Below are 24,859 nucleotides of genomic sequence, written 5' to 3' on the forward strand. Positions count from 1 at the left end.
GAGTGGGACCGGCCGGGCGCCGACGCCGGCCGGTCACGCTCCGTGAGGAGTCAGCCGACCAGGGCGTGCCGGGCCGGGCCACGGTGCGGCGCTATGGTGCTGCCGTCGGGCAGCAGCTCGCCGGTGTCCTCGAAGAGGATGACGCCATTGCAGAGCAGGCTCCATCCCTGCTCCCGAAAGCAGGCGACGACGCGGGCCGCTTCCCGGTCGGTCGCTTCCGCGGAGGGGCAGATCGGTTCGTGCTGGCACATCGGGTTCTCCGGACTATGGGGGCGCTGTGGCATGGTTCACATGACCGATGACGGACGGTACTCCCTCACGCCCAGTGATGACGAGCGGGTATCCGTCTCTGACCGAGGAAATCCACTTTTCGGATGAGGCAGATCGAGCCGTACGTATTGGAAGCGCTCCCAAGCGCGCCGCCGGGAGCGCCCCCGAACTGCGTACCCCGACTCGTCGAGCACGACCGGCTGCAGTGGTGGGCCGACGCCGCCGACGACCCCGCCACCCTGCTGGAAGACTTCCTCACCCGACACGACCTCCCGGTACGCGACCTCACCCGCCCCGGCGCCCACCCCGCCCACCCGGCACCCGGCACCGTCTGCGGCGCCGCCGTCTTCGTCTCCGCCGCCGCCGGAGCCCGGATGGCCGGCGCACCCATCGGCCCCGCCAGCCCGGCACCCGCCGTCCCCGACCTGGTCGCCGTCGTCTACCGCCACCACGACCACCCCACCCGCCCCACCCCACCCGGCCGGCCCCACCCGTCCACCCCCGGATGGCAGCTCGGCCCCTGGACCGAAAGCTGGACGCCGCGCCAACACGCCGACGCCGTACGCCAGGCCCGGCACGCCATCGCCGCCGGCGACATCTACCAGGTCAACCTCGTCGGACACGGCAGCGCCGCATACACCGGAAACCCGCTGCCGGCACTGCGCCGGCTCACCCGGCTACCCGGCGCCCGGTACGGCGGCATCCTCACCGGCACCGACTGGGCCATCGGCTGCGCCTCCCCGGAAACCCTGATCGAGGTGACCGGCGGCGCCATCCACACCCGGCCGATCAAGGGCACCCGGCCCGCGACCGGCCCCGGCCGCCGCGAACTCCTCGAATCCGCCAAGGAACGCGCCGAACACATCATGATCGTCGACCTGGAACGCAACGACCTCGCCCGGATCGCCCACACCGGCACCGTACGCGTCGACCAGCTCTACACCATCCGCCGCTGGTCCGACCTCTGGCAGGCCGAGTCCACCATCTCCGCCACCCCCGCCGCCGGCCACGGCCTCGCCGACCTGCTCCGCGCCGTCTGCCCCGGCGGCTCCGTCACCGGCGCACCCAAACTCGCCGCCCTGACCCGCATCGCCGCCCTCGAACCCGTCGGACGCGGCGCCAGCATGGGCGGCCTCGGCTGGATCGGCCCCGACCGGCTCGACCTCGGCCTCACCATCCGGACCGCCGCCGCCGACCCCGACCGGATCCACGTCTGGGCCGGCGGCGGGATCACCTGGGGCAGCGACCCGGCCGCCGAAGTCGCCGAGGCGGCCGCCAAGACCCGTCCCGTGCGCGCCGCCCTCGCCGGCCAGCCGCGCCGCTGACACGTTGCCCGCACCGCCGGCCACCGGTGCCGACGCACCGCGACGCCGACGCACCGCCGCCACCGGAAGGTAACGAACCGGTAGGGTTCCGGTCATGACGATGCGGCCCATCCGGATCATCGGAGACCCGGTGCTCCGCACCTCCTGCGAGCCGGTCACCAGCTTCGACACCGAACTACGCGACCTGGTCACCGACCTGATGGACACCCTCCTCGGCGCACCCGGCCGAGCCGGAGTCGCCGCACCCCAGATCGGCATCAGCGCCCAGGTCTTCGTCTACGACGCCGACGGCCACCGCGGTCACCTGATCAACCCCACCCTCGAACTCTCCACCGAACAACAGGACGACGACGAGGGCTGCCTCTCCATCCCGGGCCTCCACTTCCCGACCCCCCGCGCCCGGCACGCCACCGCCCACGGCTTCGACCAGCACGGCGAACCCCTCACCATCACCGGCAGCGACTTCCTCGCCCGCGCCCTCCAGCACGAGACCGACCACCTCGCCGGACGGCTCTACGTCGACACCCTCCGCGGCGAGACCCGCCGCCGCGCCCTACGCGACATCCGCGCCGGCCGCCTCGCCACCCCCGACCGGTAACCCGGCCGCGGCACCCGCCGCACCGCCGACGGACTCAACGACCCCGCCGACGCCGCAACCACACACCCGCCGCACCCAACGCCACGAACAGCAACGCGGAACAACACAGCGCTTTGAAGATCACGCCAAAACTGTCGCACATCCCGCCGTAAGGTGTGCACGTGCGCCTGGCAACCTTCAACCTCCTGCACGGCCGATCCCCGCACGACGGCCTCGTCGACGAGACCCGGCTCGCCACCGCGGTCGCCACCCTCGACGCCGACATCCTCGCCCTGCAGGAAGTCGACCGGGACCAGTCCCGCAGCAACCACCTCGACCTCACCGCCATCGCCGCCCAGGCGATGAAGGCACCCGAACACCGCTTCGCCGCCGCCGTCGTCGGCACCCCCGGCGAACACTTCCGGCCCCTCACCCACGACGACGACGGACACGGCGAACCCCTCTACGGCATCGGCCTGGTCAGCCGCTACCCCGTCCGCTCCTGGCAGGTCACCCGCCTCGCCCCGGTACCGGTACGCTCCCCGGTCCTCGACCCCGGCCCCGGCGGCGGCATCATCCTGCTCCGCGACGAACCCCGGGTCGTCCTCGCCGCCATCCTCGACACCCCGTACGGACAGCTCACCGCCGCCGCCACCCACCTCTCCTTCGTCCCCGGCTGGAACATCCGGCAACTCCGCCAGGTCATCCGCGCCCTGCGCACCCTGCCCCCACCCCGGATCCTCCTCGGCGACCTCAACCTCCCCGCCGGGCTCGCCACCCTCGTCTCCGGCTGGCGCACCCTGGCCCGCCGCCCCACCTATCCGGCCAGACAACCCCGGGTCCAACTCGACCACATCCTCGCCGACCCCCGCGACGGACACCCGCTGCCCGCCGTCACCGCCACCGACGCCCCGATCGCCACCATCTCCGACCACCGGCCACTCGTCGTCGACCTCGCCTGATCCCGGAGCCTCCGACGAGCCCCGGGAACCTCACCAGCCACGCCCCTCGGACCCCTCCACCGACGGGCGCTGCGCCAGCAGCCGGCCCAACGAACGGTTCGTACGGTTCGCCCGCACCGCCGCCCGCTCCTGCGCCGCGGTCACCTCGATATAGCTCTGGCTCGTCGCCAGGCTCGCGTGTCCCAGCAACCGCATGATCTCCGGCGCACTCGCACCGTCCTCGGCCAACCGGGTCGCGAAGGTGTGCCGCAGCGCGTGCAACCGCGCCCCCGCCGGCACCCGATCGGTGATCCCCGCCCGGCGATAGCAGGACTCCACCAGATACTGCAGGCCACCCCGGCGCAACGGCGCACCCCGCCGGTCGACAAGCAGCGCCGAGTCCGGCCCGACCGTGCGGGACCCGAAACGCCGGCGCCGGCTCTCCAGATAGTCCCCGAGCACCCGGTCGAGCTCCGGCTCCACCGGAATCAACCGGGACCGGCTGCCCTTGCCGGTCACCTCGACCCGGCGCTCGCCTTCCCGGCCGACCAGCGACCCCGTACGCAGCGCCAGCAGCTCGGCCAGACGCAGACCGGCACAGAGCGCCAGGGCCAGCACGGCCAGGTCACGCTCCGGCCACGGATCCCGCTGCCGCTCGTCGGCCCGGGCGACCCCGGTCAGCAGCCGCTCCGGCGTCTCCTCACCCCGCAGCGGCTTCGGCGGTGCGGGCGGCACCCTGGGCTTGTCGACGGCGGGCATCGGATTGCCGGACACCACCCGCTCGGCGACGAGGAAGTCGAAGAAGCCGTTCCAGGTGGACCAGGCCCGGTAGATGGAGGCGGCGGCCCGGGGAGCGGCGTACCGGGCGAAGGCCGCGCGCAGCGACCGGGCGGTCAGGGCACGGATCGGCAGCCCGGCCAGGAGGAGGGGAGTGGCGGGATCGGCGGCGACCAGCCCGGCGATCGCCAGCAGGTCGCGCCGGTATGCCGCCAGGGTGTGCGGGGAGGGCTTGCGGGTGGCCCGGGCGGTCAGGAACTGCTCGATGAGGGGGAGTAGCAGAAAGTCCTCTTTGTCCTGCATAACGAGTATTATGCATGATTCCTGACGAATCAGCCAGTTCGGATGATCTTCGCCAGGGTCGGGGAGCGGCCCGGACCGCGATCGGCGACGGAGGCCGCAGCAGGATCCGAGCGGGGGTGGGACACCGCGATCAGGCCGTACGGTGGTTCTGTCACACCGGGGACGTGGCCGGATCTCACGAGTCGCGGCTCGAACTCCCGGCGCCGGTCGCTCCGGCGCTCGTGCGGCCGCACCGCGGCGCCGGGCATCGCCATCAGGCCGAGTCCGGCCGGACGTACCGGTGGGCGGGGAGAACGTCGGCGGCAAATCACCGGTATGTAGTTCTCGCCGACGGCGAAGGGCCGCCCGAGGACAACTAGTTGACATAATGTATCTTATCGACCTGACATTGCCGCTGCCGAGCGAGGCTCTTCGACCGCTCGGCGGGCAGCCACGGTCGCTTCGGATCACGCCCTCCGGCAGGCCGCCGAGCTGCCCGGTCGGCGATCCGCGTCGGTTCGCCCGCGTGAACCCCTCGGGGCTCGGTGGCCTCGTGCGGCCGGGCATCGCACCGTGGGCCCCGATCTGCACGACCTGTGCCGTCGAACGGGCGTACTCCCCCCTGTGGTCGGCGCACGCTTCCTGGCGCTCGTGATGCAACCTGCGGTTGCGCGTTGTCGGGGTGTCGGCTAGCGTTATACGCAACCAAACGTTGCGGAAAAGGTGGCAGGCATGGAGTTCGGAACGATCGAGCGGGAGATCCACATCGACGCCGCACCCGAGGTCGTCTTCGACGTGGTCAGCAGTCCCGAGCACCTGCGCGGGTGGTGGCCGGACGAGGCGGAGTATCCGGCGGTGCCCGGCGGTGCGGGCCGGATCGGCTTCGGGGATTTCTCGCCGGAGGGCACCTGGGTGCAGTTCGCGGTCGTCGACGCCGTACCTCCACGGCTCTTCTCCTTCCGGTGGACGCACGAGGAGGGGCAGCGTGCCGTACCGGGCAATTCGCTGCTGGTCGTCTTCGAGCTGGAGCCGGCGGGCGGCGGCACGCTGCTGCGGATGACCGAGAGCGGCTTCCGGGAGCGCGGCTGGGACGAGGCGAAGGCCGCCGCCGAGTACGCCGAACACGTCACCGGCTGGGACTTCTACCTGCCGCGACTGCCGGCGTACGCGGCGCGGGTCGGTGCGGGCGCACGACGGTGAGGGTCGACGACGACCTCTGGTCGGCGGTCGGCGACCCGATCCGGCGCCGGATGCTCGACCTGCTGCTCCACGAGGGCGGCGGGACGGCGACCAGCCTGAGTGAGCGGTTGCCGGTGACCCGGCAGGCGGTGGCGAAGCATCTGGTCGTGCTCGACCGGGTTGGTCTGGTGCGGGCCAGCACCGTCGGCCGGGAGCGGCGGTTCCGGGTCGACCAGGCGCAGCTCGCCCGGGCTGTCGCCCAGCTCGCCGAGGTGGGAGCGGCCTGGGATGCCCGGCTGCGGCGGATCAGGCGCATCGCGGAGGCGGTCCAGCGCGACCGGGACGCGGACGGGAAGGGAACGGCACAGCGGTGACGAGCGGAGAGGTATGCGACAGATGGTAGACATCCTGCACCGGGTCGGTGTGCGGCGGTCCTCGCCTGAGCGGGTGTACGACGCGTTGACGACCCTGGACGGCCTGGCCGGCTGGTGGACGGAGAAGACCTCGGGGAAGACCGGGGTCGGCGGCGTGCTGGAGTTCCGCTTCGGGCCGGGTGGCTTCGACATGTTGGTGGTCGAGCTCGATCCGGGTCGGCTGGTCCGCTGGGAGGTGGTGGAGGGGCCGCAGGAGTGGATCGGTACGACCGTGCGCTGGGAGCTGCGGCAGGACGGTGACTACACGATCGTGCTGTTCAGGCACGAGGGTTGGCGTGAGCCGGTCGAGTTCATGCACCACTGCAGCACGAAGTGGGCCACCTACCTGTTGAGTCTCAAGCGGCTGGTGGAGACCGGTGAGGGTGCCCCTGATCCGCGCGACGTGCAGATCAGCGACTGGCACTGATCCGCCGGTCCGCCGGCCCGGCCGGTCGCGGTTTCCCGTGTAGCCGGGCGACCGGGACCGGCCGGGCGACGGGGGCCGTCCGGGCACCGCGACAGGCGGTGCCCGGACGGGGGACGCGTGGAGTCGGTGCCGGTCAGCGGCCGACGTAGGCGGCCAGGTGCTGGCCGGTGAGGGTGGTGCGGGTGGCGACGAGGTCGGCGGGGGTGCCCTCGAAGACGATCCGGCCGCCGTCGTGGCCGGCGCCGGGGCCGAGGTCGATGATCCAGTCGGCGTGTGCCATGACCGCCTGGTGGTGCTCGATGACGATGACCGACCTGCCGGTGTCGACGAGCCGGTCGAGCAGGCCGAGCAGTTGTTCGACGTCGGCGAGGTGCAGGCCGGTGGTCGGCTCGTCGAGGATGTAGATGCCGCCGCTGGCGCCCATCTGGGTGGCGAGTTTGAGCCGTTGCCGCTCGCCGCCGGAGAGGGTGGTGAGCGGCTGGCCGAGGCTGAGGTAGCCGAGCCCCACGTCGGCGAGCCGGTCGAGGATGGTGTGTGCGGCCGGGGTTTTCGTCTCGCCGGAGCCGAAGAACTCTTCGGCTTCGGTCACCGACATGGCGAGCACCTCGGCGATGGTGCGGCCGCCGAGGGTGTATTCCAGCACCGCGGCCTGGAACCGTCGGCCTTCGCACTCCTCGCAGGTGGATTCGACGGTGGCCATGACGCCCAGGTCGGTGTAGATCACGCCGGCGCCGTTGCAGGTGGGGCAGGCGCCCTCGGAGTTGGCGCTGAACAGCGCCGGCTTGACGCCGTTGGCCTTGGCGAACGCCTTGCGGATCGGGTCGAGCAGTCCGGTGTAGGTGGCCGGGTTGCTGCGTCGTGAGCCGCGGATCCCGCCCTGGTCGATCGGGACGACGCCGTCGCGGCCGGCGACCGATCCGTGGATCAGCGAGCTCTTGCCGGAGCCGGCGACGCCGGTGACCACGCAGAGCACTCCGAGTGGGATGTCGACGTCGACGTTGCGGAGGTTGTGTGTCGCCGCGTCGCGGATCGGTAGGGTGCCGGCCGGTGGGCGTACCGTTTTCTTGAGGGTGGCGCGGTCGTCGAGGTGGCGGCCGGTGATGGTGTCGCTGGTGCGTAGTCCGGGTACGGTGCCCGCGAAGCAGACGGTGCCGCCGTTGGTGCCGGCGCCGGGGCCGAGGTCGATGACGTGGTCGGCGATCGCGATCGTCTCGGGCTTGTGCTCCACGACGAGTACGGTGTTGCCCTTGTCCCGCAGGCGCAGTAGTAGGTCGTTCATCCGTTGGATGTCGTGGGGGTGTAGTCCGATCGTCGGTTCGTCGAAGACGTAGGTGACGTCGGTGAGGGCGGAGCCGAGGTGGCGGATCATCTTCGTCCGCTGCGCCTCTCCCCCGGAGAGGGTGCCGGAGGGCCGGTCGAGGGAGAGATAGCCCAGCCCGATTTCGGCGAACGAGTCGAGGAGGTGCTGCAGGCCGGTGAGGAGCGGGGCGACCGACGGTTCGTCGAGGTCGCGGATCCAGTCGGCCAGGTCGCTGATCTGCATGGTGCAGAGGTCGGCGATGTTCTTTCCCTTGATCTTCGATGACCGGGCTCCTGCGCTGAGGCGGGTGCCGGCGCATTCGGGGCAGGTCGTGAAGGTGACCGCCCGTTCGACGAAGGCGCGGATGTGTGGTTGCAGCGCGTCGACGTCCTTGGACAGGAAGGACTTCTGGATCTTGGGGATCAGTCCCTCGTAGGTCAGGTTGATCCCGTCGACCTTGATCTTGGTGGGTTCCTTGTGGAGCAGGTCGTACAGTTCCTTCTTCGTGTACCTGCGGATCGGCTTGTCCGGGTCGAAGAAGCCGCAGCCGCGGTAGATGCGGCCGTACCAGCCGTCCATGCTGTAGCCGGGGATGGTGAGGGCACCCTCGTTGAGCGAGAGGCTGTCGTCGTAGAGGGCGGTCAGGTCGAAGTCGGTGACCGAGCCCATGCCCTCGCAGCGTGGGCACATGCCGCCGAGGCGGGTGAAGGTCGCCTTCTCGGTCTTCGTCCTGCCGGCGCCGCGTTCGACGGTGATCGCACCGCTGGCCCTCACCGAGGGGACGTTGAACGAGTACGCGTTGGGTGAGCCGATGTGCGGTTCGCCGAGCCGGCTGAAGAGGATCCGCAGCATGGCGTTGGCGTCGGTGGCGGTGCCGACGGTGGAGCGCGGGTTGGCGCCCATCCGCTCCTGGTCGACGATGATCGCGGTGGTCAGGCCGTCGAGCATGTCGACCTCGGGTCGGGACAGCGTCGGCATGAAACCCTGCACGAAGGCGCTGTAGGTTTCGTTGATCATCCGCTGGGATTCGGCCGCGATGGTGGCGAACACCAGTGAGCTCTTGCCCGAGCCGGAGACGCCGGTGAACACTGTCAGCCGGCGTTTCGGGATCTCGACGCTGACGTCCTTGAGGTTGTTCTCCCGGGCGCCCTGCACTCGGATCAGGTCGTGGCTGTCGGCGGGATGCGACGTGGGTGACCCGGTGTCCGTCCTCGTGGCCGTGCTCATCGTCTCTCCGTCCGTGTCGTCTGTGGGGTGAAGCGGGTGGTGGCTCAGCGCAGTTCCTGGATGCGGATCATGTTGCCGGCCGGGTCGCGGACGGCGCAGTCACGGACCCCGTACGGCTGCTCGGTCGGCTCCTGGACGACCTCGGCGCCGCTGGCCTCCAGCTTCGCGAAGGTGCCGTCGAGGTCGGCGGTGGCCAGGTTGACACCGAAGTAGCTGCCCTTGGCGATCAGTTCGAGGATGGTGCGGCGCTCGTCGTCGGTGAGTCCGGGGGTGGCGGTCGGCGGGTGCAGCACGATGGAGGTGTCGGGCTGGTCGGCGGGGCCGACCGTGAGCCAGCGCATCCCCTGGTAGCCGACGTCGTTGCGGATCTCGAAGCCGAGGGTGTCGCGGTAGAAGCTCAGGGCGGCCTCGGGGTCGGTGTGTGGCAGGAAGCTGGCGTGAATGGTGATGTCCATGTCAGTCACGCTAGGTGGGGTTGGCGGTGTGGGCTTCTCGATTCCTGATCGGTCTGGTCACCTGTTTCGCCACGCACGGCGGCATGCCGGCCGTCGCGCGCGTCGCCTGGTGCCGGTAGACGCTGGGCGGCACGCCGACCAACTCGGTGAAGCGGGTGCTGAAGGTGCCCAGCGAGGAGCAGCCGACGGTGAAACAGACGTCGGTGACGGTGAGGTCGCCTCGACGCAGCAGGGCCATCGCGCGTTCGACGCGGCGGGTCATCAGGTAGGCGTAGGGCGACTCTCCGTAGGCGTGCCGGAACTGCCGGCTGAGGTGTCCGGCGGACATGTTGACGCCGCGGGCGAGCGCCTCGACGTCGAGCGGCTGGGCGTACTCCCGGTCGATCCGGTCGCGGACGCGGCGCAGCCGCGCGAGGTCGCGCAGGTGTTGCGCCGTGGCGGGAGTGCTGGTCACGTGGGCGATCGTGCCACGGCGGTGCGGGGTTGCCCAAGCCGGAGACGTCTGTGGGCCGGTCGGGGTGGCGCTACGGGCGGTCGGGGCGGTGTGTCACCTGGATTCCGCTGACGACCGGTTTGGCGAAGCCGTATCGTTCCACGAACCTGAGGTTCAGCTGTCCGTCGGTGACGCGCACGTGGAAGACGCGTTGGTCGGCGGCGAGGTTGCCGACGGCCGCCACGATGTCGTACGCGGGGATCAGGAAGGCGTCCTCGGCGATCAGGTCGACCAGGCGGGTGTTGGGCGGCCGTCTGGTCATCTCGACGAAGCGCAGGTCGACCTCGTAGACGCCGTCCGGTAGGCCGTCGAACCGGTACTCGACCGGGTTGTACCGCAGGGTCTGGTAGAGCGGATCCTCGGTGGTCCTGTCGATGGGTCGGTCCGTCTGGCTGGTGGCGGAGCGCGGGTTGGTGTAGCCCCAGCTTCCCGGCGCGTACTGTCGGTCGGCCGACCAGAGATCATCCAGCGGATCGGTGTATTCGGGACCACCGGCGTTCACCGCCCGGTGGTAGTCGGTCACCACCACGCGGACGGGGATTTCCAGCCGTCGCCGACGAGCACCGTTCGTGTCGATGGTGATCGTCGTGTCGTGTACTCCGACCGGCAGGCCCGTGGCGTTCACCCTTATCTCGACGGCTTGGGTGGCGGTGGGTACGACGGCCCCGCCGGTCGGGGTTGCGGACAGCCACGGTACGGGGTCGGACGCGGTCCAGGCGAGGCCACTGCTGCCGGTGTTACTCACCTTGAGGGGCCTGGTCCGGGTCTGTCCGTACGGCACGACGAGATCGAGGGCGGTTGGTGTGGCCTCGGCCCGGGCAGTACGCAGGGAGAGGTCCCGGGTGACGATCTGGTCCTCTTCATCAAGCACGAATGGCATGGAGGTTTCGGTGCTGTAGCGGCTACGGTTCGGACCGTAGGGTGCCGGGAACGCCTGGATGGCGTAGGTGCCGAAGCCCAGGTGGAGGCGGTAGAAGCCGCCAGGGCCGACGGTCGCCGTGCGGACCGCCCGTCCGTCACGCAGGGCGCGCACCGCAGCGCCCGACACGCCGAGCCCGTCGTTGCGGTCGGTGATCCTGCCCTGGATGAATCCGCCGGGCGGCGGCCGGAAGAGCAGCGCGAATGTCGGGTCGTCGATCAACGCGTTGTTGTACGAGTACTGCAGTCCGCGAAATCCGTTCCAGTCCTCGATGCCGATCGTTGCCGAGCCGCCCTTCTCCAGTGCGCTGTCGGCGATGTCGCGGTACTGGAATTCAATCCGGCCGTTCTCGTGAAGCACAGCCTCGAAGTCCACTCGTCGTGACCGATCGCGTTGCATGGCGAGTGCGCGCCATTCTATTACAAACTTCCGGTATGGTGCCGAGCCGACCATTTTGGTGCGGATGCTGGCGGCGTCATCGACGCTGAGGTCGTCCCAGAAGGGATAGATGGCGTCGTTGGGTTCTATGGGGCTCGGAATCGGCATGTTCTGCGGTAACAGGCCCGCGCCCGTTAGTAACAGGTAGCCGTTGATGTCGACGGTGATCCTGTGGTAGGTCCGGTCATAGAAGGTGAACGGGAAAGGCAGCGCGATATTGGCCGTGAACTCGTCCCCCGTCAGTGGCAGGACGGTGTCGGTTTCGATGTAGTTCGGGGTGGCCACCTCGCAGGAATATCCGTAGCCGTCGGTAACCTGCGGAAGGACGAAGTCGAGTATCTCGTCCGAATCCACGACGAGGTTGAGCTGCTGCTGATCGTAGCAGCCGCCCGCGTCGGCCCGGATGTCGTACTCGCCCTCCGGGACCGCCTCGATGCGGTAGGCGCCATCGACGTCCGCCCTTGCGGCGGGGATCGGTGTGCCGAGTACGGTCACGGTGGCGTAGGGAACCGGGGCGCCCTCGCTATTGTGGATGTGTCCTGTCACGATGTGTGGTGATGCGATATCCCGGATCGTGGTCGCGGACGCGGCGGTGGCGCTGCTGCCGACGACCATGACGGCGACGAGGAAGAGCGCCATCAAGCTGCTTCCACAGCGTCGTTCATGCCGGGATCCGGACTCCGGTCGTCGTGACGTACGCATGTTCCACCTCTCTGGCGCGGCGACACCGGCTCGTGGCGGGTCTGCTCCGCTATCGGGGAGTCAGCGGGAGCACGGCCCTCGCGGGCTGTCCAACCTTGGCGGGGTTCACCGCGTGTCGGGTGGCAGGCGGGATTTGTGTCAGGTGCGGATTCCGGCTGGTCAGCGACCACCGGCGACGCGCAGCACGGTGCCGGTGGTGTAGCTGGCGCCGGGGCCGAGCAGCCAGGTGATGGCGGCGGCGACCTCGTCGGGTTCGCCGGGGCGGCCCAGCGGGATGGCGGCGGCGGCCCGGTCGGGTCGGTCCGGTTGGCCCGCGCTGGCGTGGATCTCGGTGCGGATGATGCCGGGGGCGACGGCGTTGACCCGGATGCCGCGGGGGCCGAGTTCCTTGGCCAGGCCGATGGTGAGGGTGTCGGTGGCGGCCTTGACGGCGGCGTAGTGCACGTACTCGCCGGGGCTGCCGAGGGTGGCGGCGCCCGAGGAGACGTTGACGATGGCGCCGCCGGGCGGCATGCGGCGGGCGGCCTGTTGGGCGCAGAGGACGTACCCGATGAGGTTGACGTCGACGACGTGGCGCAGGTCGGCGACGGTGAGGTCGGTGAACGGGCCGATCGGGCTGGTGACACCGGCGTTGTTGACCAGACCGGTCGGTCCGCCGAGTTCGCCGGCCGCGTCGAAGAGGCGTTCCACCTGGTCGGGGTTGGTGGTGTCGGCGCGGACGGCCAGGCATCGGCGTCCGGTGGCGGTGACGTCGCGGACCACCGTGTCGGCGGCGGCGGTGTCGCTGCGGTAGCAGAAGAGCACGTCGTGTCCAGCGGCGGCGAGCTGCCGTACGGTGGCGGCACCGATTCCCCGGCTGCCGCCGGTCACCACTGTCACGGGAGTCATGGTCTCGCCCCTCTCGGTTGTCGTCTTCCCCGGCGCGGATCCGGTAGCTCGCGATCCTGTCATCTGGCGTGGGCGTGGCGGCGGTGGCCCGGTACGGTCGTCGGCCGGGACCCGGTTTGTTGATCTCGCCTCGGTGTGTCCGTCTCGACGTTGTCGGGCCGGCCTGGTAGTAAGTCAGGAATCAGACAGGTGTACGGAAGAGGGGTTCGATGGCTGCCGCGCGTACCGCCGAGCAGGGCTTGTCCACCGAGGAGTTGCAGCAGATCCGGGACGCGTTGGCGGCTGGTCGCAAGCCGAGGGTGATGTTCACCGAGTCGGCGGGGCAGGTCGCCGGCCAGCTCGGCCAGGTGGTGGAGTTGACCGATCCGGAGGTCTCCGAGGAGTGGGTGGTGGTCCGGTTCGGCCGGGACGAGCTGCCGTTCTCCCCCACCGACCTGGTGATCGCGCCGAAGGGCGCGACGGGGCGGCGGGCCGCGGGTCGGGCGGAGCCGGAGGCCGAGCCGGTCGCCGCGCCAGAGTTCAAGATCGTCAGGGAGCCGGTTCCGGCGCCCCGCAAGGAGGCAGCAGTGACCGCAGTGGAGACTCCCCCGGCCGGCCCGGCGGACGGCGAGGGCGAGGCGAGGCCGGCCCGGCGGGCGACCAGGGCGACGAAGCCGAAGGGGCCGGCGGGGTTGACGGTCACCCTGACGTACGCCGACGGCGAGTGGATGCTGTCGGCGGCGCAGGGGGCGAAGTCGCTGGCGAAGCCGTATGTGGTCAAGCCGGCCGAGGCGTTGAAGATGGTCGCGTTGATCGACGTGCCGGGGGTGCACGAGGCGGTGGAGCAGATCATGGCGGCGGAGCGGCGGGAGGCCGAGCAGCAGGCGGAGAAGTTGCGGGCGGAGCTGGCGGAGATCGAGGCGCGGTTGGCGGAGTTGCGCGACGCGGGCTGACGCGGCGGCCGGCGGAGTCGCGCGACGCTGCTCCTACCGGCGCTGTGCCGGACCATCCGCTGGTGGAGCTGGGGTGAGGTTGCGGGTGTGATCGCTTGACAGCGGCCACGATGCGATGTGCAATATTTCGCACGTCGCCATTCGGGCTGACGGCGAAGGAGGACTCCCCTCGTGCCCCTCGACGCGTTCGCCCGCTTCCCGCTGCTCTTCGGGCCCAGCCCGATCCATCCGCTGGAGCGGCTCAGCCGCCACCTCGGCGGCGCCCGGATCTGGGCCAAGCGGGAGGACTGCAACAGCGGTCTGGCCTTCGGCGGGAACAAGACCCGCAAGCTGGAGTACCTGCTCCCCGACGCCCTCGCCCAGGGCGCGGACACCCTGGTCAGCATCGGCGGGGTGCAGTCCAACCACACCCGGCAGGTGGCGGCGGTCGCCGCCCGCGCCGGGCTGAAGGCCGTGCTGGTGCAGGAGAGCTGGGTGGACTGGCCCGACCCGGTCAACGACCGGGTCGGCAACATCCTGCTCTCCCGGATCATGGGCGCCGAGGTGCGGCTGGTGCCTGCGGAGTTCGGCATCGGCTTCAAGGAGAGCTGGCGGCAGGCCCTGGCGGACGTACGGGCGGCCGGCGGGGTGCCGTACCCGATACCCGCCGGCGCCTCCGACCACCCGCTGGGCGGTCTGGGCTTCGCCGCCTGGGCCCACGAGGTCCAGCAGCAGGAACGCGAACTCGGGGTCTTCTTCGACACCATCGTCGTCTGCAGTGTCACCGGTAGCACCCAGGCGGGGATGATCGCCGGGTTCGCCGGCCAGGAGCGGCCCCGCCGGGTGCTCGGCATCGACGCCTCCGCGACGATCGACCAGACGCGCGCCCAGGTGGAGAAGATCGCCCGCAACACCGCCGGACTCGTCGACCTCGGACGCGAGTTGCGCGACGACGAGATCACCGTCCTGCCGGGGTGGGCCGGCGAGCGGTACGGCATCCCGGTGCGGTCCACCCTGGACGCCATCCGGCTCGCCGGCAGCCTGGAGGGAATGATCGTCGACCCGGTGTACGAGGGCAAGTCGATGGCGGCGCTGATCGACCTCGTCCGCGACGGCGACATCCCCCGGGACTCGACGGTCCTCTACGCCCACCTGGGCGGCCAACCCGCGCTGAACGCCTACAGCGCCCTCTTCCGCTGAGCCGGGTGCCGGGTCGCGTTCAGCCGGCCCCGGCGCTGGACGCGGCGGCGGAGAGTCGTTCCCCGGCGTCGGCGAGGTCCTCCTCGGTCGGGGCGTCGTCCTGGCTGAGCCGGTGTCGCCAGTAGCCGGTGAAGTCGATCGACCGCTTCGGCAGGCCGCGCTCGTCGACGAGGTGGCGGCGCAGCGCGCGTACGGTGTTGGCCTCGCCGGCCAGCCAGGCGAAGCCGGCACCGGCGGGCAGCGCGGTGCCGCGGACGGCGTCGAGGAGTTGTCCGCCGGCTCCGGCCGGGGTGCTGCCGCGGTGCAGCCAGCGCAGGGTGAGGTCGGCGCGGGTGGCGAGCTGCTGCTCTTCGGCCCGGTCGCGGATCTCGACGAGGGCGAGGGCGCGGCTGCCGGGCGGCAGGGCCTCGACGATGGTGCCGAGGGCGGGCAGGGCGGACTCGTCACCGGCGAGCAGGAGCCAGTCGGTGGCGCCGATCGGCAGTGGGCGGGCGAAGGCCGGCGACGGGCCGAACATCGCGAGCGTGTCGCCGGGGGTGGCGGCCCGGGCCCATCGGGTGGCGGGGCCGGCGTGGTCGTGCAGGGCGAAGTCGACGTCGATCAGGTTGCCGTGCGGGTGGTGGGCCCGGATGGTGTAGCTGCGGGTCCAGGGGCGTTCGGCTTCGGTGATGGCCGCGAAGCCGGCGTGCCAGCGCCAGAGGTCGGGGTCGGGTGCCGGGAGTCGGGGCCGGTCCTGGCCGGGCTTCGGGAAGTAGAGCTTCACCTGCTGGTCGGGGCCGGCGAGGTGCAGGTCGGCGAGGTCGTCGCCGGTGAAGCTGACCCGGGCCATGCGCGGGGTGATCCGGGTGACGTCGGCGACCCGGATGGACCGGATCGGAAGCTCTGCCACGGGTGCCTCCGGAGGAGTGTGGACGGTCGATGCCCCGTACGGGCCGTTCGCCTCAATTGTTTCATTGACGTCCCCGTGGAGGCTTATGGTGCGAGGTGGCCTGGCGGGGAGGGCTGCGGCGGTCCGGAAGTCTCCACCGGTGGGTGAATCCGTGGGTTGGCCTGCGGCGGGTCAGTCCGGGATGTTGGCGACCCCGATCCGCCTGCGGAACACCCAGTAGGTCCAGCCCTGGTAGGCGAGGACGATCGGGGCGAAGACGACGGCCACCCAGGTCATCACCGTCAGGGTGTAAGGGCTGGAGGCGGCGTTGTCGACGGTGAGGGTGCCGGCCGGGTCGGCGGTGGAGGGCAGCACGGTCGGGAAGAGCGCGGCGAAAACGGTGGCGACGGTCAGCCCGATCGCGGCGGCGGTGCCGGCGAAGGCCCAGCCCTCCCGGCGTACCCGGGTGGCGGCCAGCGTGCCGGCGAGGGCGACGGCGGCACCGGCGGCGAGTCCGACGGCGGCCGGGGTGTTCCGGACGGCCAGGCCGGCGGCGAGGAAGGCGCCGGTGACGGCGGCGGTGGCCAGCGCGGTGCGGGCGGCGAGCCGGCCGGCCCGGACCCGGATCTCGCCGCTGGTCCTGAGGGCGAGGAAGACGGCGCCGTGGGTGACGAAGAGCGCCGTCGTGGTCACGCCGCCGAGCAGCGCGTACGGGTTGAGCAGGTCGAGCAGGCCGCCGGTGTAGTCGTGTGCGGCGTTCAGCGGTACGCCGCGCAGCAGGTTGCCGAGGACGATCCCCCACACGGCGGCCGGGAGCAGGGAGCCGAGGACGATGGCGGTGTCCCAGCGCGCCTTCCAGCCTGCCTCCGGACGCTTGTGCCGGTATTCGAAGGCGACGCCCCGGAAGATCAGTGCGACCAGGACGAGCAGCATCGGCAGGTAGAGGCCGGAGAAGAGGCTGGCATACCAGCCGGGGAAGGCGGCGAAGAGAGCGCCGGCGGCGGTGATCAGCCAGACCTCGTTGCCGTCCCAGACCGGGCCGATGGTGTTGATCAGGACCCGGCGTTCCCGGTCGTCGCGGCCGAGGAGGGGCAGCAGGATGCCGACGCCGAAGTCGAAGCCCTCCAGGATGAAGTAGCCGGTGAAGAGGACGGCGATGAGCAGGAACCAGAGGGTGGGCAGCTCCACGGCGGACTCCGGTCGGTCGGTGGGCGAGGGTCAGTAGGCGAAGGCGAGCGGGCGGTTCTCGTCGTCGGTGCCGGGCTCCGGCTCGGGCGGCGGGGTGGTGTCGGGCAGGCCGGCGCGGGCGTAGCGCAGCAGCAGCCGGACCTCGACGACGGCGAGGGTGGCGTAGACCAGGGTGAAGGCGGTGAACGAGGTGAGGACCTCGGCCAGCGAGACGCTGCGGGAGACGCCGTCGCGGGTGAGCATCTCGCCGAAGACGACCCACGGCTGCCGGCCCATCTCGGTGAAGATCCAGCCGAAGCAGTTGGCGGCGAGCGGCAGCAGCGGCATGACCAGGCCGGCGCGGATCAGCCAGCGGGAGCGTGGGGTACGGCCGCGCCGCTGCGTCCAGAGCACGAGCGCGGCGATGGCGGCGGCGGCCAACCCGAAGCCGATCATGAAGCGGAAGCTCCAGTAGGTGACCGGGATGACCGGGGTGTAGCTGCCGGGGCCGTACTCGGCGACGTACTGGGCCTGGAGGTCGTCGATGCCCCGCACCTCGCCGTTCGGGTCGCCGGTGCCGAGCACCGAGAGCAGGTACGGGATCTTGATGGCGAAGAGCTCCCGGCTGCCGTCCAGGCTGCCGACGGTGAGCACGGAGAACGAGGCGGGCTGTTCGGTGGTGTAGAGCGCCTCGGCGGCGGCCATCTTCATCGGCTGCACCTGCGTCATGATCTTGCCCTGGAGGTCGCCGGTCAGGACGACGGCGACGGCGGCGGCGAGGGTGACCCAGGCGCCGAACCGGGCCGCGAACCGGTAGGCGGAGCGGTTCTCCTCGGCGGTGCGCCGCTGCTCCGGGGTGGTCTCCTCCCCCGCGCCGGCACTCTCCTGCGCCGCCCCGGCGGCCGGCGGCGTTCCGGTGGCCGGCGGCGTCGCCGGGCGGCGCAGGTGCCAGAGGGCGACCGCGACCATCAGCGAGCCGGCGACCAGGAAGCAGCCGGCGAGGGTGTGCGGGAAGGTGACCAGGGTGACCTTGTTGGTGAGTACGGCGACGATGTCGGTGAGTTCGGCCCGGCCGGTGTCGGGGTTGATCCGGTAGCCGACCGGGTTCTGCATCCAGGAGTTCGCGGCCAGGATGAAGTACGCGCTCAGCGTGGAGCCGATCGCGGCGGCCCAGATGGTGGCGAGGTGGACGCGGCGGGGCAGCCGGTCCCAGCCGAAGATCCACAGGCCGAGGAAGGTGGACTCGAGGAAGAAGGCGAGCAGCGCCTCGATGGCCAGCGGGGCGCCGAAGACGTCGCCGACGAAGCGGGAGTAGTCGCTCCAGTTCATCCCGAACTGAAACTCCTGGACGATGCCGGTGACCACGCCCATGGCGAAGTTGATCAGGAATAGTTTGCCGTAGAACCTGGTCAGCCGCAGGTAGCGGGGGTCCCCCGTGCGGTGCCAGCGGGTCTGCAGGATCGCGACGAGCACGGAGAGCCCGATGGTCAGCGGCACGAAGAGGAAGTGGTAGACGGTGGTGACACCGAACTGCCACCGGGCGACGTCGAGCGCGTCCACGCGTACCCCCCAGGTATTTACTACTGGACGTAGTAAATACTACCTGCCGTCGTAGACGGTCGGGGTGGGAGGTCGGTCACCTCCGGCGGTGTCGGCGGGGCGTGCGACGATCGACCGCTGATGGAGACCACCACCCGACCCTGGCGGGCCCCCCGCTTCTGGCTCTTCCTCCAGGTGCTCGCCCGGGGCGTCGTCGGGACGCTCGCCCGGCTGCGGGTCACCGGGGACGTGCCCGAGGCGCTGCGGCACGGCCCGCTGATCCTGGCCGCCAACCACATCAACCCGTTCGACCCGATCGCGCTGACCGCCGCCTGCCGGGTGCGCCGGATCGCACCCCGGATCATGGCCACCGGCGGGGTGTTCCGGGCGCCGGTGGTCGGCGCCGCCATGCGGGCCAGCGGACACATCCGGGTCGACCGGCGTACCCCGGGCGTCGGGCTCGCCCTCGACCACGCCGCGGCCGCCGTCGCCGACGGCTCGGTGGTGCTGGTCTATCCGGAGGGCCGGATGGGGCTCGACCCCGGGATGTGGCCCGAGCGGGGCAAGACCGGCACCGCCCGGCTCGCCTTCGCCAGCGGCGCCACCGTGGTGCCGGTCGCCCAGTGGGGCGCGCACGAGGTGCTGCCCTACGCCGCACCGCGCGGGCTGCTTCCGGCGCTCGCCCGGGCCGCCGTGCGGCGGCCGGTGGTGCGGGTCCACTTCGGGCCGCCGGTGGACCTGACCGGGATCGACCCGGCCAGCCCCGGCGCGGCCGCCCGGGCCACCGAGGCCATCATCGACGCGCTCACCGACGCCCTCGTGCCGCTGCGCCCCGACGAACCGGAGCGACCCCGGCACGTCGACCCGACCCGGCCGACCGAGGACCGCCGGCGGCACCGGCGCACCCGGCCGGACGGACCAGCCCGCGGCTGACCGGAGATCCGTGGCCGGGCGCCATCCCTGTGACTGACCGGCCATCACGCGGCTGACCTGCGCGATGCCCCTTGATCAGGGATAGGGAGGGTAGGCTAACCTAACCGCGTGTCAGGTACCGCTACCCCTCCCGCCGGGCTTCAGGGCACCGGGCTGATCCTGGGCTACCACGGAACCGACGTCGTACGCGACGCGTCGATCACGCTGACCGCGGGTGCGGTCACCGTCCTCGCCGGGCCCAACGGCAGCGGCAAGTCCACGCTGCTGCGCGCCCTCGCCCGGCTGCACAGGCCGGTGGCCGGCGACATCGTGCTCGCCGACGGCGCGGCCGCGCCGGCGCTCCCGTCGAAGGAGTTCGCGCGGCGGGTGACGCTGCTGGCCCAGCACCGCCCCACGCCGAGCGGCGTCACCGTACGCGACGTCGTCGGCTACGGGCGCCACCCGTACCGGGGTGGCTGGCGCGGCGACGATCCGGACGGCCCGCGCGCGATCGGCTGGGCGATGTCGGTGACCGGCGTCGCGCCGATGGCGGCCCGGCCGGTCGACGAGCTCTCCGGCGGCGAACTGCAGCGGGTCTGGCTGGCCACCTGCCTGGCCCAGGACACCCGCGTGCTGATGCTGGACGAGCCGACGACCTTCCTCGACCTGCGGTACCAGGTGGAGATCCTGGACCTGGTGCGCGACCTGGCCGACGAGTACGGCGTCGCGGTCGGCGTCGTCCTGCACGACCTCAACCAGGCCGCCGCCGTCGCCGACCACGTGGTGCTGCTGCACGGCGGGACGGTCGTCGCCAGCGGCGCCCCGCTGGAGGTCTTCACGCCCGAACGGCTCACCGCCGTGTACGGCATCCCGGTCGAGGTGGTGGTCGAGCCGGAGAACGGCGTGGTCACCATCCGCCCGGTCGGACGGCACACCCGCCGTCCACGTCCCCGCACCATCACATCGAACGGACAACCAGCCATGACACGTCGAACGGACAACCAGCCATGAAGAGAATCACCGGCGCCCTCGCCGCCGCCACGGTGGCCGCGGCACTGCTGACCGGCTGCGGCACGACCGAGGAACCGTCCGGCGGCACCGCCAGCGGCGCGCCCGCCACCGGCGGTCCGGTGACGTACACCGACGCGCGCGGCAAGGCCGTCACCCTCGACACGCCCGCCACCCGGGTCGTCGGCCTGGAGTGGGGTGAGGTCGAGATGCTCGTGACGCTCGGCGTCCAGCCCGTCGGCGTCGCCGACATCAAGGGGTACGACACCTGGAACACCGCGGCGAAGCTCGACGGAACCGCCAGGGACGTCGGCACCCGTGGCGAGCCGAGCATCGACTCGATCGCCGCGCTCAAGCCCGACCTGGTGGTGATGGGCTCGGATCTGGCCGGCACGGCCGCGGCGCAGTTGGAGAAGTTCGCGCCGGTGCTGGTGACCAGGGGCAGCGACGCCAGCCGCAACCTCGACCGGATGAGGGACGACTTCAACCTCATCGCGACCGCGGTCGGCAGGACCGACACCGCCAAGCAGGTCCTCGCCGACTTCGACGCGGCCGTCGCCGCAGGCAGGCAGAAGATCGCCGACGCGGGTGCGGCCGGGAAGTACTTCGCCATCGCCGACGGCTGGATGGAGGGCAGCGCGGTCAACATCCGGATGTTCGGCGGCGGTGCGCTCGTCTCCCAGGTCGGCATCGCGCTCGGCCTGCAGAACGCCTGGACCGGCGAGGTCGACCCGGCGTGGGGCCTCGGCCAGACCGACGTCGAGGGCCTCAAGGTGCTCCAGGACAGGGACCTGCGCTTCTTCTACAACGCCTCCGACGGCACCGACGTCTTCGCGACCGGACTCAAGGACAACGCCATCTGGAAGTCGCTGCCCTTCGTGCGGCAGAACCGGCTGCACCGGATGCCCGACGGCATCTGGACCTTCGGCGGGCCGCTGTCGTGCCGGCAGTACCTCGACGAACTGGTGAAGGTCTACACCTTGTGAGCCACGTCGTCACGGCGGCGCCACCGATCCCCGGACCGGTGGCGCCCCCGCCGCCGCCACCGGTCCGGCCGGTCCGGCTGGCGCTGCTCGCCGCCGTCTCGCTCGCCGGCCTGGTCGTGCTCGCCGCGGTGCACCTGACCCAGGGCACCAGCGAGATCGGCGCCCTGCACCTGCTGGGGTTGCGCGCCGACGAGGACACCTGGCGGGTGCTGGTCGCCTCCCGGCTCCCCCGGTTGCTGGCCGGGGTGGCGGTCGGGGTGGCGCTCGGCGTCGCGGGTGCGGTCCTGCAGTCGCTGGCCCGCAACCCGCTCGCCTCACCGGACACGCTCGCGGTCAACGCCGGCGCGCACCTCGCGGTCGTCGCGGCGGCCGCGACCGGCCTGGCGCTGCCGATCGTCCCGTCCGGCGGGCTGGCGTTCCTCGGCGGGTTGGGCGCCGCCGCGTTCGTGCTGATGCTGTCGGCCGGCGGCACCGCCGGCCCGACCCGGCTGATCCTCGCCGGCACCGCCACCGCGTTCGCGCTGCACGCCTGCACCGTCCTGCTCATGCTGCTGTTCCAGCGTGAGACGGTCGGCTACTACTCGTGGGGCAACGGCACCCTCGTGCAGGGCGACCTCAGGGCGGTCACCCAGATGGCCCCGGTCATCGCGGTCGGCATCGTCGGCTGCCTCGCCCTCGGCCGCCGCCTCGACGTGCTGGCCCTCGGCGACGACACCGCGACCGTGCTCGGCCTGCACGTGCGCCGCACCCGGCTGACCGGCACGGTCCTGGCCGTGCTGCTCTCCACCGCCGCCGTCGTGATCGCCGGGCCGGTCGGCTTCGTCGGCCTCTGCGCCCCGGTCCTGGTGCGGCTGGTCGCACCGGCCGTACCCGGGCTCTACCGGCACGGGCTGCTCATGCCCTTCTCCGCCGTCGCCGGTGTCGTCGTGGTGCTCGGCTCGGACGTCCTGCTGCGGCTGGTCATGGGCGCCCAGGCCGGCGTCGACGTGCCGACCGGCGTGGTCACCTCCATCTTCGGCGCGGTCCTGCTGGTCTGGCTGGCCCGCCGCCACCGCGACGCCGGCCCGGCCCGCGGCGCGGGCAGCACCGCACTGGCCCGGGTGCGGGCGGCCGGGTTCGTCCGCGTCGTGGTGGCCGCCAGCGGCGTGCTGGTGGTCGCCGCCGCCGTGCTCGGCCTGCTCGCCGGGGACGCCTGGCTGCTCACCGGCGACGTGGCCAACTGGCTCGCCGGCCGGTCCGGCCCGGCCGTCACGTACGTGCTCGACCAGCGGTACCCGCGGGTCCTGGCCGCGCTGCTGGCCGGTGCCGCGCTCGCCGTCGCCGGCACGGCCGTGCAGGCGACCTGCCGCAACCCGCTCGCCGAGCCCGGCATCCTCGGGGTCACCGCCGGTGCCGGCGTCGGCGCCGTCACCCTGATCACGATGTTCCCCGCGACCGGGCTGGTGGCCATGTCGGCCGTTGCCGGCGGCGGCGCGCTACTGGCATTCGCCATCGTGTACGGCCTCGCCTGGCGCGGCGGGCTCGCCTCCGACCGGCTGATCCTGATCGGTCTCGGCGTCTTCACCGCCGGCACCGCCGTGATCACGTTCATCATCATCGCCACCGACCCGTGGAACACCGGCAAGGCGCTCACCTGGTTGTCCGGCTCCACCTACGGGCGCACCGCCGCCCAGGTCGTCCCGGTCGCCATCGCACTGCTCGTGCTCACACCGCTGGTGGCCGGGCAGACCCGCCGGCTCGACCTGCTCGCCCTCGACGACGACACCCCCCGGGTGCTCGGCGTGCGGCTGGAACGCACCCGCCTCGTCATCCTCGTCGCGGCGGCGCTGCTGACCTCCACGGCGGTCTCCGCCGTCGGCGTCATCGGCTTCGTCGGCCTGGTCGCCCCGCACGCCGCCCGCGCGCTCGTCGGCGGCCGGCACGCCAGGGTGCTGCCGGTGGCGGCGCTGCTCGGCGCGCTGCTGGTCAGCCTCGCCGACACCCTCGGCCGCACCGTGATCGCACCGGCGCAGATCCCCGCCGGCCTGGTGACGGCGATGGTCGGCGCCCCGTACTTCGTCTGGCTCCTGTGGCGCACCCGCGTCCGGACGAACGGTAGATGACACGATTGGCGGACGAGATGGAACACCCCTACCGGCACTTCGCGGTCGCCGTACGCGCCCTGACCCGGCTCAGCCCGTCGTTCCTGCGGGTCACGTTCACCGGCGACGACCTCGACGCCTTCGCCGACGGCGGCCGCGACCAACGCATCAAGCTGGTCCTGCCCGCCGCCGACGGCGGCCTCGACCACCTGCCGACCGGCCCGGACTGGTACGCCCGCTGGCGCGAGCTGCCCGAGCGGCAGCAGCCGCCGATCCGCACCTACACGGTCCGTGCCGTGCGGCAGCACCGCCGCGAGGTCGACGTCGACATGGTGCGGCACGGCGACGGCGGCCCCGCCACCCGCTGGGCCAACCGCGCCGCCGTCGGCGACCGGATCGCGCTCATCGGTCCGAACGCCCGCTACGCCGGTGACACCGGGGGCGTCGAGTTCCACCCGCACCACGGCGACGCGCCGCTGCTGCTGGCCGGCGACGAGACCGCGGTGCCCGCCGTCGCGTCGATCCTCGGTGGCCTGCCGGCCGGCGCCCGGGGCACCGCGCTGCTCGAGGTCCCGCAGGTCGAGGACGTCCTCGACCTGCCCGCGCCGCCCGGCGTGACGGTGACCTGGCTGGCCCGGGACGGCGGCGCCCCCGGCACCCGTCTCGTGCCCGCCGTGGTCGCCGCCGCCGGCGAGCTGGCCCCCACCGGGCGGCCGGCACCGCAGGCGCTGGAGGACGTCGACGTGGACGCCGCCATCCTCTGGGAGGTGCCGGACCCGTCGACGACGGCGACCGGCCCCTACGCCTGGCTCGCTGGCGAAGCCGGCGTCGTCAGGACCCTCCGCCGGCACCTCGTCGCCGACCGGGGCTGGGACCGCCACCTGGTCGCCTTCATGGGGTACTGGCGCATCGGCCGCGCCGAGACCTGAGCCCCTGGCACCGGTGCCAGGGGACGCGGCGGCGGGACGGCACGGACGCTACCGCGCCGTCCGCAGCCCGACCCCCGACCGGGGGTCAATGGTCGGGGTCCCCCCGTCCGGGACGGCGCTGGCGCACGTAGGCGAGGACCGCCTCCCGGGTGGTCCGCACCCCGAGCGCCTCCCGGGCCTGCGCGATCCGCCGGTTCGCGGTGCGCAGCGACAGGAACTCCGCCGCCGCCGCGGCGGCGATCGTCTCGCCGTCGGCGAGCCGTTCCAGCAGTGCCCGCTGCTCCGGGACGAGCCGGCTCACCGCCGACTCGGGCGCGGACTCCGGCATCTCGTCCGGGTCCCGGTGCACCGGCCCGAGCCGGCTCAGGTCGTCGACGAGGGCCCGGCCGAGGTCGCCGGCAGGGTCCACGATGGCCACCACCCCGGCGCCCCGGGCGGCGGCGAGCACCGCCAACCGGACCGTCTCGATGTCCGGCACCCGGCCGAAGAGCACCAGCCGGGTCGGGGTGAGGTCCCAGCCGGGTTCGGCGACCGCGAACCCCTCCCGGGTCGACCAGCCCTCCCTGGCGAGCCGGCGCAGCACCGTGGTCGCCTCCGTCGCCGACGGTACGACGTAGCGCGGCGGATCGGTCACGCTGCACCTCC

Annotated in this window: 24 protein-coding genes; 13 read left to right on the forward strand and 11 right to left on the reverse strand. The window is 72.1% G+C overall.

From position 1 onward, the window contains the following. Positions 1-50 precede the first annotated feature (50 nt). Positions 51-251: a DUF5999 family protein gene (locus ACN27G_RS11975; RefSeq protein WP_421492873.1), complete on the reverse strand. Its 201-nt coding sequence runs from the start codon at positions 249-251 to the stop codon at positions 51-53. 123 nt (positions 252-374) lie between these two features. On the opposite strand from ACN27G_RS11975, the gene ACN27G_RS11980 reads away from it, so the two are divergent. From ACN27G_RS11980 to ACN27G_RS11990, 3 genes are all read left to right on the forward strand, one after another. Then, the gene (locus tag ACN27G_RS11980; protein WP_421492874.1) at positions 375-1,595 is read left to right on the forward strand and encodes a chorismate-binding protein; all 1,221 of its coding nucleotides are present in this window, start codon (positions 375-377) and stop codon (positions 1,593-1,595) included. 94 nt (positions 1,596-1,689) lie between these two features. Continuing rightward, complete coding sequence (def, locus tag ACN27G_RS11985) at positions 1,690-2,193, forward strand: peptide deformylase (RefSeq protein ID WP_421492875.1); 504 nt, start codon at positions 1,690-1,692, stop codon at positions 2,191-2,193. 161 nt (positions 2,194-2,354) lie between these two features. Continuing rightward, the gene (locus tag ACN27G_RS11990; protein WP_421492876.1) at positions 2,355-3,134 is read left to right on the forward strand and encodes an endonuclease/exonuclease/phosphatase family protein; all 780 of its coding nucleotides are present in this window, start codon (positions 2,355-2,357) and stop codon (positions 3,132-3,134) included. Positions 3,135-3,164: 30 nt separating this feature from the next. On the opposite strand, the gene ACN27G_RS11995 is transcribed toward ACN27G_RS11990, so the two are convergent. After that, positions 3,165-4,193 (reverse strand): tyrosine-type recombinase/integrase, encoded by a 1,029-nt coding sequence (locus tag ACN27G_RS11995; RefSeq protein ID WP_421492877.1) that lies wholly within the window; start codon positions 4,191-4,193, stop codon positions 3,165-3,167. Between the two features lie 711 nt (positions 4,194-4,904). Here ACN27G_RS11995 and ACN27G_RS12000 point away from each other — a divergent pair. From ACN27G_RS12000 to ACN27G_RS12010, 3 genes are read left to right on the forward strand one after another with little or no spacing between them, the layout of a single operon-like run. Then, positions 4,905-5,372 carry an SRPBCC domain-containing protein gene (locus tag ACN27G_RS12000; RefSeq protein ID WP_421492878.1) on the forward strand — a complete coding sequence of 156 codons (468 nt, stop codon included), beginning with the start codon at positions 4,905-4,907 and terminating at the stop codon, positions 5,370-5,372. Then, positions 5,369-5,725 carry an ArsR/SmtB family transcription factor gene (locus tag ACN27G_RS12005; protein ID WP_421492879.1) on the forward strand — a complete coding sequence of 119 codons (357 nt, stop codon included), beginning with the start codon at positions 5,369-5,371 and terminating at the stop codon, positions 5,723-5,725. Before ACN27G_RS12000 ends, ACN27G_RS12005 begins: the two co-directional genes overlap by 4 nt. A gap of 22 nt (positions 5,726-5,747) precedes the next feature. Next, positions 5,748-6,191, forward strand: a complete 444-nt coding sequence (locus ACN27G_RS12010) for an SRPBCC family protein (RefSeq protein ID WP_421497303.1) — start codon at positions 5,748-5,750, stop codon at positions 6,189-6,191. A gap of 133 nt (positions 6,192-6,324) precedes the next feature. On the opposite strand, the gene ACN27G_RS12015 is transcribed toward ACN27G_RS12010, so the two are convergent. The 5 genes from ACN27G_RS12015 to ACN27G_RS12035 all read right to left on the reverse strand — a co-directional run bounded on the left by ACN27G_RS12015 (position 6,325) and on the right by ACN27G_RS12035 (position 12,613). After that, positions 6,325-8,718, reverse strand: a complete 2,394-nt coding sequence (locus ACN27G_RS12015) for an ATP-binding cassette domain-containing protein (RefSeq protein WP_421492880.1) — start codon at positions 8,716-8,718, stop codon at positions 6,325-6,327. A 44-nt stretch (positions 8,719-8,762) separates the two neighbouring features. Beyond that, a complete protein-coding gene (locus ACN27G_RS12020) occupies positions 8,763-9,173 on the reverse strand; it encodes a VOC family protein (RefSeq protein ID WP_421492881.1) in 411 nt (136 codons plus the stop codon). 10 nt (positions 9,174-9,183) lie between these two features. Further along, positions 9,184-9,627, reverse strand: a complete 444-nt coding sequence (locus tag ACN27G_RS12025) for a helix-turn-helix transcriptional regulator (protein ID WP_421492882.1) — start codon at positions 9,625-9,627, stop codon at positions 9,184-9,186. A 70-nt stretch (positions 9,628-9,697) separates the two neighbouring features. Further along, positions 9,698-11,662, reverse strand: coding sequence for a carboxypeptidase regulatory-like domain-containing protein (locus ACN27G_RS12030; RefSeq protein WP_421492883.1), 1,965 nt, complete (start codon positions 11,660-11,662; stop codon positions 9,698-9,700). Positions 11,663-11,884: 222 nt separating this feature from the next. Beyond that, positions 11,885-12,613, reverse strand: a complete 729-nt coding sequence (locus tag ACN27G_RS12035) for an SDR family oxidoreductase (RefSeq protein WP_421492884.1) — start codon at positions 12,611-12,613, stop codon at positions 11,885-11,887. Positions 12,614-12,822: 209 nt separating this feature from the next. Here ACN27G_RS12035 and ACN27G_RS12040 point away from each other — a divergent pair, with 209 nt between their 5' ends. Beyond that, positions 12,823-13,545 carry a hypothetical protein gene (locus ACN27G_RS12040; RefSeq protein WP_421492885.1) on the forward strand — a complete coding sequence of 241 codons (723 nt, stop codon included), beginning with the start codon at positions 12,823-12,825 and terminating at the stop codon, positions 13,543-13,545. Positions 13,546-13,716: 171 nt separating this feature from the next. Next, positions 13,717-14,724, forward strand: a complete 1,008-nt coding sequence (locus tag ACN27G_RS12045) for a 1-aminocyclopropane-1-carboxylate deaminase (RefSeq protein WP_421492886.1) — start codon at positions 13,717-13,719, stop codon at positions 14,722-14,724. 19 nt (positions 14,725-14,743) lie between these two features. Here ACN27G_RS12045 and ACN27G_RS12050 read toward each other — a convergent pair whose 3' ends face one another. From ACN27G_RS12050 to ACN27G_RS12060, 3 genes are all read right to left on the reverse strand, one after another. Further along, positions 14,744-15,613, reverse strand: a complete 870-nt coding sequence (locus tag ACN27G_RS12050) for a siderophore-interacting protein (RefSeq protein WP_421492887.1) — start codon at positions 15,611-15,613, stop codon at positions 14,744-14,746. Between the two features lie 171 nt (positions 15,614-15,784). Then, the gene (gene cydB / locus ACN27G_RS12055; RefSeq protein WP_421492888.1) at positions 15,785-16,780 is read right to left on the reverse strand and encodes a cytochrome d ubiquinol oxidase subunit II; all 996 of its coding nucleotides are present in this window, start codon (positions 16,778-16,780) and stop codon (positions 15,785-15,787) included. Positions 16,781-16,810: 30 nt separating this feature from the next. Continuing rightward, on the reverse strand, positions 16,811-18,319 hold the full coding sequence (locus ACN27G_RS12060) for a cytochrome ubiquinol oxidase subunit I (RefSeq protein ID WP_421492889.1): 1,509 nt from the start codon (positions 18,317-18,319) through the stop codon (positions 16,811-16,813). A gap of 120 nt (positions 18,320-18,439) precedes the next feature. Between ACN27G_RS12060 and ACN27G_RS12065 the strand changes: the two genes are divergently transcribed. From ACN27G_RS12065 to ACN27G_RS12085, 5 genes are all read left to right on the forward strand, one after another. Beyond that, positions 18,440-19,231, forward strand: coding sequence for a lysophospholipid acyltransferase family protein (locus tag ACN27G_RS12065; protein WP_421492890.1), 792 nt, complete (start codon positions 18,440-18,442; stop codon positions 19,229-19,231). 108 nt (positions 19,232-19,339) lie between these two features. Then, positions 19,340-20,221 (forward strand): ABC transporter ATP-binding protein, encoded by an 882-nt coding sequence (locus tag ACN27G_RS12070; protein ID WP_421492891.1) that lies wholly within the window; start codon positions 19,340-19,342, stop codon positions 20,219-20,221. Next, positions 20,218-21,204: an ABC transporter substrate-binding protein gene (locus ACN27G_RS12075; RefSeq protein ID WP_421492892.1), complete on the forward strand. Its 987-nt coding sequence runs from the start codon at positions 20,218-20,220 to the stop codon at positions 21,202-21,204. The genes ACN27G_RS12070 and ACN27G_RS12075 overlap by 4 nt, the downstream gene beginning before the upstream one ends. Further along, positions 21,201-23,306: an iron ABC transporter permease gene (locus tag ACN27G_RS12080; RefSeq protein ID WP_421492893.1), complete on the forward strand. Its 2,106-nt coding sequence runs from the start codon at positions 21,201-21,203 to the stop codon at positions 23,304-23,306. Before ACN27G_RS12075 ends, ACN27G_RS12080 begins: the two co-directional genes overlap by 4 nt. Continuing rightward, positions 23,303-24,214, forward strand: coding sequence for a siderophore-interacting protein (locus tag ACN27G_RS12085; protein WP_421492894.1), 912 nt, complete (start codon positions 23,303-23,305; stop codon positions 24,212-24,214). Before ACN27G_RS12080 ends, ACN27G_RS12085 begins: the two co-directional genes overlap by 4 nt. 85 nt (positions 24,215-24,299) lie before the next feature. Here ACN27G_RS12085 and ACN27G_RS12090 read toward each other — a convergent pair whose 3' ends face one another. After that, a complete protein-coding gene (locus ACN27G_RS12090) occupies positions 24,300-24,848 on the reverse strand; it encodes a LuxR family transcriptional regulator (RefSeq protein WP_421492895.1) in 549 nt (182 codons plus the stop codon). Positions 24,849-24,859 lie beyond the last annotated feature (11 nt).

Origin of the sequence: Plantactinospora sp. WMMB334, from assembly GCF_049179095.1 — a bacterium.
Taxonomy (GTDB): Bacteria; Actinomycetota; Actinomycetes; order Mycobacteriales; family Micromonosporaceae; genus Plantactinospora.